Source organism: Nocardiopsis sp. NPDC055824, assembly GCF_053616335.1.
In genome coordinates this window covers 1-7,958 of the sequence record NZ_JBSHDN010000255.1, presented here as the reverse complement: position 1 = coordinate 7,958, position 7,958 = coordinate 1, and the positions used below count along the sequence as shown (strand labels likewise).

General features: G+C 76.1%; 7 protein-coding genes. 6 read left to right on the top strand and 1 reads right to left on the bottom strand.

The window, feature by feature from the left end; translation table 11 throughout:
- Positions 1-274: 274 nt before the first annotated feature.
- Complete coding sequence (locus tag ACWGL3_RS29310; RefSeq protein ID WP_452462032.1) at positions 275-1,156, bottom strand: LysR family transcriptional regulator; 882 nt, start codon at positions 1,154-1,156, stop codon at positions 275-277.
- 94 nt (positions 1,157-1,250) lie between these two features.
- On the opposite strand from ACWGL3_RS29310, the gene ACWGL3_RS29305 reads away from it, so the two are divergent.
- The 6 genes from ACWGL3_RS29305 to ACWGL3_RS29280 all read left to right on the top strand — a co-directional run bounded on the left by ACWGL3_RS29305 (position 1,251) and on the right by ACWGL3_RS29280 (position 7,951).
- Positions 1,251-2,645: an FAD-binding oxidoreductase gene (locus tag ACWGL3_RS29305; protein ID WP_267945494.1), complete on the top strand. Its 1,395-nt coding sequence runs from the start codon at positions 1,251-1,253 to the stop codon at positions 2,643-2,645.
- A 187-nt stretch (positions 2,646-2,832) separates the two neighbouring features.
- On the top strand, positions 2,833-4,164 hold the full coding sequence (locus ACWGL3_RS29300; protein ID WP_452462031.1) for an MFS transporter: 1,332 nt from the start codon (positions 2,833-2,835) through the stop codon (positions 4,162-4,164).
- A 192-nt stretch (positions 4,165-4,356) separates the two neighbouring features.
- Positions 4,357-5,004 carry a VOC family protein gene (locus ACWGL3_RS29295; protein WP_452462030.1) on the top strand — a complete coding sequence of 216 codons (648 nt, stop codon included), beginning with the start codon at positions 4,357-4,359 and terminating at the stop codon, positions 5,002-5,004.
- A gap of 210 nt (positions 5,005-5,214) precedes the next feature.
- On the top strand, positions 5,215-5,568 hold the full coding sequence (locus ACWGL3_RS29290; RefSeq protein ID WP_267945491.1) for a hypothetical protein: 354 nt from the start codon (positions 5,215-5,217) through the stop codon (positions 5,566-5,568).
- Between the two features lie 235 nt (positions 5,569-5,803).
- On the top strand, positions 5,804-6,910 hold the full coding sequence (locus tag ACWGL3_RS29285) for an SDR family NAD(P)-dependent oxidoreductase (protein ID WP_452462029.1): 1,107 nt from the start codon (positions 5,804-5,806) through the stop codon (positions 6,908-6,910).
- 75 nt (positions 6,911-6,985) lie between these two features.
- Positions 6,986-7,951 carry a TIGR03557 family F420-dependent LLM class oxidoreductase gene (locus ACWGL3_RS29280; protein ID WP_267945489.1) on the top strand — a complete coding sequence of 322 codons (966 nt, stop codon included), beginning with the start codon at positions 6,986-6,988 and terminating at the stop codon, positions 7,949-7,951.
- The last annotated feature ends 7 nt before the right edge of the window (positions 7,952-7,958 follow it).

Sequence of the window (7,958 nt, the reverse complement as noted above, 5' to 3'; positions counted from 1 at the left end):
GGCGACATCCTCGACAGCATCGACGAGCTGCGCTACTACCGCGAGGCCCTGTTCGTGCCGCAGCCCGGCACCGACTCCAAGACCGCGAAGGCGGTCGCCGAGCGCATCAAGGAGACCTCGGTCGCCAAGTCGATCGGGGCGTCCGGAACGGGCACCGAGACCGGGAGCGCGCGAACGGCGCCCCGCCCGAGGCCGGCCCCGGCGGGCACGGAACCGTGCCGACCCCGGTCATCCCCGTGCCGCCAGGAGCGCCGGACGCCACCTGGTCAGGCACTCAGCCCGGATCCTCCGGAAGCACCCCCAGCAGGTGGCGTACCGCGGCCGACGGGGGGCCCGGGGGCACGGCGAGCCGGACCCGGGATCGGACCTCGGCCAGGGGCCGGTAGACGATGCCCGGCAGGGGCGGCGGTTCCCCCACACGGTAGAACAGCGTCCACGACGGCGGCGCGTGCGCCATGTCGGGGAGGGTCTCCTGGAGCCGTGTGAACGGCGGGCCCTCGGGCGGGTCGATCCCCGCAGCGTGGAACGCGCGCTCCACGAGGCGGCGGAACGGCGGATTGCGCCGCCGGTCGGCCAACCGCACCGGCAGGTCGCCCAGGTGCTTCAGCGAGAGCGCGTCCGCGTCGGCCAGCGGGTGTCGGGACGGCAGCGCGACGACCAGCGGGTCGGACCACGCCGGAAGCAGGACGAGCCCCGGCTCGCGTTCGAGGTCGCGCACGAGCGCCGCGTCCAGGCCGCCCGAACGCACCCCCTGGAGCCGCTCCGCGAGACCGGCCTTCGCGATCGCGACCCTCAGCTCCGGCGCGCGGGCGGCCAGCGCCGCGAGCACCGGGTAGAGGCGCTCGTCCGGCGCCGGTCCGGTGCCCAGGCGCAGCGACCCGGCCGCCGCCGCGGTCGCCGCGAGGTCGGAGGCGACCCGACGGGTCCGTTCGGCCGTGGCGAGGACCGCGCGGGCCTCGTCCAGCAGCCGCGCGCCCGCCGGTGTCAGGCGGACATGGCGGGTCGAGCGGTCGAACAGCCTGAGGCCGAGTTCGCGTTCGAGCCTGCGCACCTGCTGGCTCACCGCGGGCTGGCCGACGTGGAGCGCCTCGGCGGCGCGGGCGAACCCGCCCTCGTCGGCCACCGCGGCGAAGTAGGCCAGCTGCCGTAGTTCCATCCGCCCACCCCGCCCCGTATTCATCACGATCGGTGATAACTGTAGGTGCGGAACACGCCTGGTTCGTCGGCCCCGGAACCGGTGGGATCTGACCATGACGAACACGACCCTCACCGCCGCAGCAGCCGACCTCGGACGCCGCGTGCGCGGACCGGTGAGCCTGCCCGGGCAGGGGGACCACGAACTGGAACGGGCCGGGTTCAACCTGGCCGCCGAACTGCGCCCCGCACTGGCCGTCGGGGCGACCGGCCCCGCCGACGTACGGGCGGCGGTTGCCTTCGCCGCCGACCACTCCCTCACGGTCGGTGTGCGCGCCACCGGGCACGGCGGGGGCCGCCCGGCGGACGGCGGGCTGCTCCTCTCCACCCGCAGGATGGACCGCGTGCACGTCGACCCGCGCACGCGGACCGCGAGCGTCGGCGCCGGGGTGCGCTGGCAGCAGGTGATCGACCGGGCCGCGCGTTTCGGGCTCGCACCCCTGAACGGCTCCTCGCCGCTCGTGGGGGCCGTCGGTTACACGCTCGGCGGCGGGCTGCCGGTTCTGGGCCGCACCTTCGGGTGGGCCGCCGACCGCGTCCGCGGCGTCGGGCTGGTCACCGCCGACGGCCGCTCCCTCCACGTCGGGCCCGACGAGAACGCCGACCTGTTCTGGGCGCTGCGCGGCGCCAGGAGCGGTTTCGGGGTGGTGACCTCGATGGACGTCGGACTGGTCCCGCTCGCCTCGCTCTACGGCGGGGGCCTGTACTTCCCGGGCGACCGGGCCGCCCGGGTACTGCACGCCTGGAGGGAATGGGTGGCGGGAGTCCCCCAGGAGACGAACTCCTCGGTGGCGCTGCTGCGGCTCCCCGACGTGGAGGGGGTGCCGGACCCGCTGCGCGGCAGGCTCACCGTCCACGTGCGTGTCGCCCACACGGGGACACCGGAGTCCGGCGAGGCCCTGCTACGACCGCTGCGGAAGGCGGCTCCGCCTCTCCGGGACACGGTAGGGCCGATCCCCGCCACCGCGATCGCCTCCGTCCACGAGGACCCCGTACGGCCCCTGCCCTACGACGAGGGCTCGCTCATGTTGCGCTCGTTCGACGAAAGCGCGGTGGACGCCCTGTTGGGGGCCGTCGGGCCGGACTCCGGGGAGGAGGGGGTGGCCATGGCGGAGGTGCGCCACCTCGGCGGCGCGCTGGACCGGGAGCCGGAGCACCCCCGCGCCCTCGACCACCGGGGCGCGGCCTTCAGCCTGCTCGCGCTCACCCCGTCGACGGGCGCGGCAGCGGGGCGGCCGGCGGGAGAGCGCCTGCTGGAGCGCATGGCGCCGTGGGGGACCGGACTCAGGTTCCTCAACTTTCTCGGCGGCCCCGCAGGTGCGGCGCTCGCACACGAGGCGTTCACCCCGGGGACCAGGTCGGCGCTCGCCGAGGTCAAGGCCCGGCACGACCCCGCCGGGCTGTTCCCGGCCGACCACTTCCTGCCCGCCTCCCCGGGAAGTCGCGTGTGAGCGCCGCGACAGGCCCGGGAGCCGTGCTCTACCGGGCCTTGCACGGGAAGCCGGGCGTGAGCGCCGCGAAGCCTGCGCGCACGGCCGCCGCCCCCGTCGGCCCTGCCCGGACGCGGCTTTCGCAGGAGCTGTGCGTGACCGCCCCCTTGCCCGCCTTCCCCACCCTTCCCAAACCCAGGAGCCGCACATGACCACCGACCTGCCCACCCGCGCCGCACCCGGGGCGCGCTCGTCCGGGCTCCGGCTCGGCGCCCTGTTCGGGCCGGCCGTCTTCGGCGTCACCGCCGCGGGCGTCGCGCTGCCCGCCGTGGGCGCCGACCTGGGGACGGCCCCCTCCTCCACGGCGTGGGTGCTCACCGCGCACGCCCTCGCGCTCGGACTGGGCACCGCCCTGTTCGGCCGCCTGTCCGACATCGCCGGGACACGCGCCGTCCTGGCCGCCGGTAGCGTGCTCCTCGCCACGGGGACCGCCCTGTGCCTGGCAGCCCCGGGCCTCGGCGTGCTCGTCGCGGGCAGGTTCGTCCTGGCCGCCGGATCGGGGGCCGTGTCCGCTGCGGCGCTCGGGCTCGTCGCGGGCGTGCGGGCGGAGCACCGCGCGACGGTCCTCGCGGCGTTCGGCGGGGTGATGGCGGTGTTCTCGGCCTGCGCCACCCTCGCCGCGGGCGTGCTCACCGACCTCCTGTCCTGGCGGATCACCCTCGTACTGCCCGCGCTGTCGTTGCTCGCCGCCCCGCTGTGCCTGCGCCTGGCCGACCGGCCGGGCTCCGGACGGTCCGCCGATCCGCTCGGGGCCGGATTCCTCGCGGTGGCGGCCTCGGCCCTCCTCGTGCTCCTCCAGGCGTCGGTGCTCGCGCTGTCGTCCTCGACCGTCGCCGCGACCGCGGGCCTGGGCGCGGCCGCGAGTGTCGCCGTCGTCCTGCGGGTGCGGCGCGTGCCGGACGGGTTCGTGCCCCGGCGGCTGGTCACGGACCGGAACTTCCTGGTGGCGGCGGCCGCGGGCGGAGGCGTCTACGCCGGCCTGTTCGCGGCGATGTACGCGGTGCCCCAGGTCCTCGTGGAGGGCCACGGGTGGGACGTCCTCGCCGTGGGCGCCTGGCTGCTGCCGGGGGGTGTGGCCGGCGCGGTACTGTCGCGGCTTGCCGGACGGGCCGCCACGGGGCACCGGGGCAGGCCCCTGGCCGCGGGCGCGGCGGTCGCCTTCGGCGCGGTGCTGGTACTGGCCGGGTGGACGGGTGGCGGGGCAGCGCTCTCGGTGGCAGGAGCGTCCCTGGGGTTCGCCGCGTTCTCGGTCGTGCAGGTCGTGGTCACCGGCCTCATGGCGCAGAGGCTTCCGGAGGCGGAACGGGGGACCGGCCTGGGCCTGCTCAACCTGGCGTTCTTCGTCGTGGGCGGGGCGGGGACCGCGCTGGTCGGGGCGCTCGCCGCGCGGATCGGCCCGTCGGCCGCACTCGCCGTCGTGGCGGTACTGCCACTGGCGGGCGGAGGGCTCGCCCTCCTCCTGCCCCGGGCGCGCCCCTGAAGGAGCGGCGGGTCGTATGCCGGGGTGCGGGGGCCGGGGACCGCGCGAACGGCGCCCCGCCCGAGGCCGGCCCCGGCGGGTACGGGACCGTGCCGACCCCGGTCATCCCCGTGCCGCCCGCACCCCGTTCCCGCGGGCCGTGGTGTCCTTGGGGGCCGGAACGCCCGGCCGACGACGACGAAGGACCAGCGGATGAGCTTTCCACCCACGCTCGACCACCTCGTGTACACCGTGCCCGACCTGGCCGGGGGAGCGGCCGCGTTCGAGGCGCGCACCGGCGTGGCCCCCGCGCGCGGCGGCTCCCACCCGGTCGGGACGGCGAACGCGCTCGTCGCGCTGACCGTGGACGGGGCCCGCGCGCCGTACTACCTGGAGGTCATCGGGCCCGACCCCGAGCGCGACGACCCCGGCCCGGTCCGCGTGTTCGGCATCGCCGACCTGGAGGGGCCCCGCCTCGCCACCTTCGCGGTCCGCGTGGACGGCGGCCTGGAGGCGGCGGTGGAGCGGGCCCGCGCGGTCGGGCACGACCCCGGAGGGATCGAGCCGTGGTCGCGCGCCACCCCCGGGGGAACGGTCCTGCGCTGGCTGCTCGCCAGACGTGAACTGCCGGCCTATCCCGCACCGGTGCCGTTCCTCATCGACTGGGGGCGGACCCCGCAGCCCGGTCTGGGCGACCTGCCCGCCCTCGAACTGGTCTCCCTGCGCGCGGAGCACCCCGACCCCGGCTCGCTGGAGCCGGCACTGCGGGCCCTGGGCGCGGACCTGGAGGTCGCGACCGGTCCCGCGCCGCTCTTGGAGGCGGTCCTGCGCGGTCCGCGGGGGGAGTTCGTGCTGCGCTGACCGGCCGGGCCGCGGCGTGCGCCGCGGCCCGTAAGGGCCCCTCCACGAGGGGGCGCCCCGTCCCGCCCCGGGCGCCGCTTCCCCAGGTCGGGGGCCCGCCCGTCCCCGTTCTCCGGCGCCTTTCCGCGGCCCTCCCGCCGGTTTCACGCGCCCCGACCCGGGTAGCCGAACCCCTACACCCCATCGTCGAGCAGAAGGGGAGTGAACGCGGTGAACGAGGACACACCCCCGATCGAGGGCTACGAGGGACTGCCGATCGCCACGCTCCAGCACAGGGTCCGATCGCTGGACACGGAGCAGATGCGACGGCTCATCGCCTACGAGGAGGCCCACGCCGACCGGACCGGCGTACTGGAGATCCTCAAGAACCGGTTCCACGGCCTGGAGGAGGGCGCCGAGCCGTCCGGGGGGTCGCAGCAGTTCCAGCCGGAGCGGCCGGGGCCGGCTGCCGGGGGGTCTCCCGTGAACACGGACACGGTCGCGCCCCAGGCGAGCCCGCCGCCGCACGGCGTGCCCGCCCAGCCCGCCAAGCCCAAGGGCGACTACCAGCCCGGCAACCAGTAGGCGGTCGCGAGAGGCCCGGGTCCGGGGGACGCGGGGGCGCCCCCGGGCCGGCACCCGCGCCCGCAAGGCGGGAGCCCGGTTTTTCCCATGGGTTCCCACCTGCGGTTTTCGTCCGACGGGCGGCGGGTAGCCGTATACCCACATCCCCCGACCGGCGTACAGCGAACACGGGGAGTGACATGACGGTGGTGCCACGTACACCCACGGAGACCGGCGACCCCGGGGGGAGGGCCCGGTGATCCGCTGGAAGCCCGTCCTGGCCCTGGCCGGAACCCGGTGGGCGGTGTCCCGGCTCAGGAGCGGGCACGAGCCCCGGCCGCTCCGCCGCCGGGGGGTTGTGCCGTGGGCGGTGGCCGGGGCCGCGGTCGGCCTGACCGCCGCCGCCGTGAGCCGGAACCGCACCACGCTCCTGACCGGACGCGTCGTGCTGGTCACCGGCGGGTCCCGCGGACTCGGCCTCCAGATGGCCAGGGAGTTCGGCTCCCGCGGCGCGTCCGTCGTCGTGTGCGCGCGCGACCGCGACGAGCTCGACCGCGCCGTCGCCGACCTGGTGCGCAGGGGGGTCACGGCGCACGGCGTCCGGTGCGACGTCCGCGACGCCGGGCAGGCCGAGAGGATGGTCGAGGAGGCGGCGGCGCGCTTCGGCCGCCTCGACATCGTCGTCAACAACGCGGGCATCATCCAGGTCGGGCCGCAGTCGGTGCTGACCGAGGACCACTTCCGCGACGCCATGGAGACGATGTTCTGGGCGCCCCTGCACATCTCCCGTGCCGCGCTCGGCCCGCTGGAGAGGACCGGGGGACGCCTCGTCACCATCACCTCGATCGGCGGCCACCTCAGCGTCCCGCACCTGCTGCCCTACTCGTGCGCCAAGTTCGCCGAGGTCGCCCTCTCCGAGGGGCTGGGCGCCGAGGTGGCGGGCCGGGGCGTGAAGGTCACCACGGTGGTGCCCGGGCTCATGCGCACCGGGTCCCACAAGGCCGCGGTGTTCACCGGCGACCCCGAGCGCGAGTACTCGTGGTTCTCCCTGGGCGCGGGCCTTCCGCTGGTCTCGGTGAGCGGCGAGCGCGCGGCCGCCCGGATCGCCGAGGCGACCGCCCGGGGCCGCAGCCACCTCGTGCTCACCCCGCTGGCCCGCGCGGTCATCGTCGCCCGCGGGCTCTCCCCGGCCCTCGTCCAGCGGGCCACGGGGATCATGGCGCGGCTCCTGCCCGCCCCACCCGAGCATGTCGAGGAGCGGCCCGGCAGGGAGGCCGACCACGGCCTCGTCAACCAGGCGCTCAAGGCGCCCACCGCGCTCAACGAGCGCGCGACCAGGAGACTCAACCAGAAACGGGAGTAGGCGGCCGGGTGCGGGCCCGCGCCGCAGACGGCGCTCGGGCCCGGCCCGCCGCGACGGCGATCGGGGGATGGCGACGTGACGCGTTTCGGATACTTTCTCGCCAGCGAGGAACACGGTCCCGCGAGCCTGGTCCGCCAGGCGCAGGGGGCCGAGGAGGCCGGGTTCGACGCACTGTGGATCTCCGACCACTTCCACCCGTGGCTGGACTCCCAGGGGGAGAGCCCGTTCGTGTGGTCGGTCGTCGGCGCGATCGGCCAGGCCACGTCGCTGCCGGTCACCACGGCGGTGACCTGCCCGACCACGCGCATGCACCCGGCGGTGGTGGCGCACGCCGCCGCCACCTCGGCGGCCCTGGTCAGGGGCGGGTTCACGCTGGGGGTCGGCACGGGGGAGGCGCTCAACGAGCACATCCTCGGACTGCCCTGGCCGCCCGCCGCCCAGCGCATCGCCATGCTGGAGGAGGCCGTCGAGGTGATGCGCAAGCTCTGGACGGGCAAGCTCGTCACCCACCGGGGCGAGTACTACGACGTGGACACCGCGCGCCTGTACACGCTGCCCGAGGAGCCGCCGAAGGTCTACATGTCCGCGTTCGGCCCCAAGGCGACCGCGCTGGCCGCGCGGGAGGCGGACGGCCTGATCCAGGTCGCCCCCAGCCCGGAGACCGTCGAGAGGTTCCGCTCCGAGGGGGGTGCGGGCAAACCCGTCCAGGGCGGGCTCAAGGTCTGCTGGGACCGCGACGAGGCCCGGGCCCGGCGCGTGGTCCACGAGCGGTGGCCCAACGAGGCCCTGCAGGGGGAGGCGGCCCAGATCCTCCCCCTGCCCCGCCACTTCCGGCAGCTCACCGAGGGGCTGGTCACGGAGCAGATGGCGGCGGAGCAGGTGACCTGCGGGCCCGACCCCGAGGCGCACCTCGCCGCGATCAGGCCGTACCTGGAGTCCGGGGTGGACGAGGTGTACGTCTGCCAGGTCGGCGACGACCAGGAGGGCTTCTTCGAGTTCTACCGGAAGGAGATCCTGCCCCGGCTCAGGGCCGGGGGCTGAGCCGGCC

Excerpts from the sequence above, each read along its gene's own strand:
- ACWGL3_RS29300 (WP_452462031.1), top strand. The coding sequence starts at position 2,833 with ATGACCACCGACCTGCCCACCCGCGCCGCACCCGGGGCGCGCTCGTCC.
- ACWGL3_RS29295 (WP_452462030.1), top strand. The coding sequence starts at position 4,357 with ATGAGCTTTCCACCCACGCTCGACCACCTCGTGTACACCGTGCCCGAC.
- ACWGL3_RS29305 (WP_267945494.1), top strand. The coding sequence starts at position 1,251 with ATGACGAACACGACCCTCACCGCCGCAGCAGCCGACCTCGGACGCCGC.
- ACWGL3_RS29310 (WP_452462032.1), bottom strand. The coding sequence starts at position 1,156 with ATGGAACTACGGCAGCTGGCCTACTTCGCCGCGGTGGCCGACGAGGGC.